Origin of the sequence: Dyella flava (assembly GCF_016904955.1) — a bacterium.
GTDB lineage: Bacteria > Pseudomonadota > Gammaproteobacteria > Xanthomonadales > Rhodanobacteraceae > Dyella_B > Dyella_B flava.
The window spans coordinates 1-1,194 of record NZ_JADIKE010000004.1 but is presented as its reverse complement, the minus strand read 5'-3'; the positions used below and the strand labels follow the sequence as shown (position 1 = coordinate 1,194).

1 protein-coding gene is annotated in these 1,194 nt (G+C 63.1%); it reads right to left on the bottom strand.

Annotated features, from left to right (window positions below):
- Window position 1 precedes the first annotated feature (1 nt).
- Window positions 2–1,192, bottom strand: coding sequence for an elongation factor Tu (gene tuf / locus ISP19_RS00025; protein WP_204678176.1), 1,191 nt, complete (start codon window positions 1,190–1,192; stop codon window positions 2–4).
- Between the last annotated feature and the right edge of the window lie 2 nt (window positions 1,193–1,194).

Genomic DNA, 1,194 nt, shown 5'->3' with positions numbered 1-1,194 from the left:
CTTACTTGGTGATCTTGGCGACGACGCCGGCGCCGACGGTGCGGCCACCTTCGCGGATCGCGAAGCGCAGACCTTCGCTCATCGCGATCGGCGCAATCAGCGACACCGAGATCTTCACGTTGTCACCCGGCATCACCATCTCCGTACCTTCCGGCAGCTTGATCGCACCGGTCACGTCCGTCGTACGGAAGTAGAACTGCGGGCGGTAGTTGCTGAAGAACGGCGTATGACGACCACCCTCTTCCTTCGACAGCACGTAGATCTCGCCTTCGAAGTCGGTGTGCGGCGTGATCGAACCCGGCTTGGCCAGCACCTGGCCACGCTCCACGTCTTCACGCTTCGTACCGCGCAGCAGCAGACCCACGTTGTCGCCCGCCTGGCCCTGATCCAGCAGCTTGCGGAACATTTCAACGCCCGTCACCGTGGTCTTGACCGTCGGCTTCAGACCCACGATCTCGATTTCGTCACCGACCTTGATGATGCCCGTCTCCACACGACCGGTCACCACCGTGCCGCGGCCGGAGATCGAGAACACGTCTTCCACCGGCATCAGGAAGGCCTTGTCCAGCACACGCACCGGCTCCGGAATGTAGCTGTCCAGTGCGTCCACCAGCGCCACGATCGCCGGCACGCCGATTTCCGACTGGTCGCCTTCCAGCGCCAGCTTGGCCGAACCCTTGATGATCGGGGTGTCGTCGCCCGGGAATTCGTACTTGCTCAGCAGCTCGCGCACTTCCATTTCCACCAGCTCGAGCAGCTCGGCGTCGTCCACCATGTCGGCCTTGTTCAGGAACACCACAATGTACGGCACGCCCACCTGGCGCGACAGCAGGATGTGTTCGCGCGTCTGCGGCATCGGGCCGTCCGCGGCCGAGCACACCAGGATCGCACCGTCCATCTGCGCCGCACCCGTGATCATGTTCTTCACGTAGTCAGCATGGCCCGGGCAGTCCACGTGCGCGTAGTGGCGGTTCGGCGATTCGTATTCCACGTGCGCCGTCGAGATCGTAATACCGCGCGCCTTCTCTTCCGGCGCCGCGTCGATCGCGTCGTATGCCTTGAATTCACCACCGAAACGCTCTGCGCCAACCTTCGTCAGCGCCGCCGTCAGCGTCGTCTTGCCGTGGTCCACGTGACCGATCGTGCCCACGTTCACGTGCGGCTTGGTGCGTTCGAATTTACCCTTTGCCATGA

Bases quoted from the DNA above. Each gene is read 5' to 3' on its own strand.
- tuf (WP_204678176.1), bottom strand. From the start codon at position 1,192: ATGGCAAAGGGTAAATTCGAACGCACCAAGCCGCACGTGAACGTGGGC.